Source organism: Sphingobium sp., assembly GCF_033795625.1.
Classification (GTDB): domain Bacteria; phylum Pseudomonadota; class Alphaproteobacteria; order Sphingomonadales; family Sphingomonadaceae; genus Sphingobium.
On record NZ_JARYGI010000137.1, the window covers coordinates 1 to 622 of the forward strand.

Sequence of the window (622 nt, forward strand, 5' to 3'; positions counted from 1 at the left end):
AGCTCAGCTAAAAGGCTCATACGCATTATACCGTCTAATCGTGGTCTGCGGCAGGCGCTAAATTCGAAATCATTCGAATTTGGAAGCTGGAAAGGACACGCAGACATGACGAACGAAGGCATTCCGACCATTGGCCGCCGCCGCTTTCTCGGCGCAGCGGGCGGTCTTGCGGCCGTACCCCTTCTGGCTGCCACCGCTTCACAGGCATCGGCGCAGACCGGCAGCGTGAATGGCTCCATGGAAGCCACACTGGACGGTCGCCGGAAGCTCGGGACGCTGGAGGTGTCGAGCGTCGGCCTCGGCGTGCAGAACATGCACCGCACCTATCAGACGACCATTCCGTCGCGGCCGGAGATGATCGACATCATCCGCGCGGCCCATGAGCGCGGCGTGACGTTTTTTGACACCGCCGAGGCCTATGGCCCGCATGAATGCGAGCGCATCCTCGGCGAAGCCATCGCGACGTTCCGCGACAAGGTCGTGATCACCTCGAAGTTCGGCTGGAACATCGATCTGGAGACTGGCGAGCGTAAGCCCGGCCTCATCAGCCGCCCGGACCACATCAAGCTGGCGGTCGAGGGTATGCTCAAGCGCCTGCGCACCGACCGCATCGACCTTCTCT

1 protein-coding gene is annotated in these 622 nt (G+C 62.1%); it reads left to right on the forward strand.

What is annotated here, in order from left to right; all coding sequences use genetic code 11:
- Positions 1–105: 105 nt before the first annotated feature.
- The coding region (locus QHC67_RS19025; RefSeq protein ID WP_319296733.1) for an aldo/keto reductase at positions 106–622 on the forward strand (517 nt) is incomplete at its 3' end.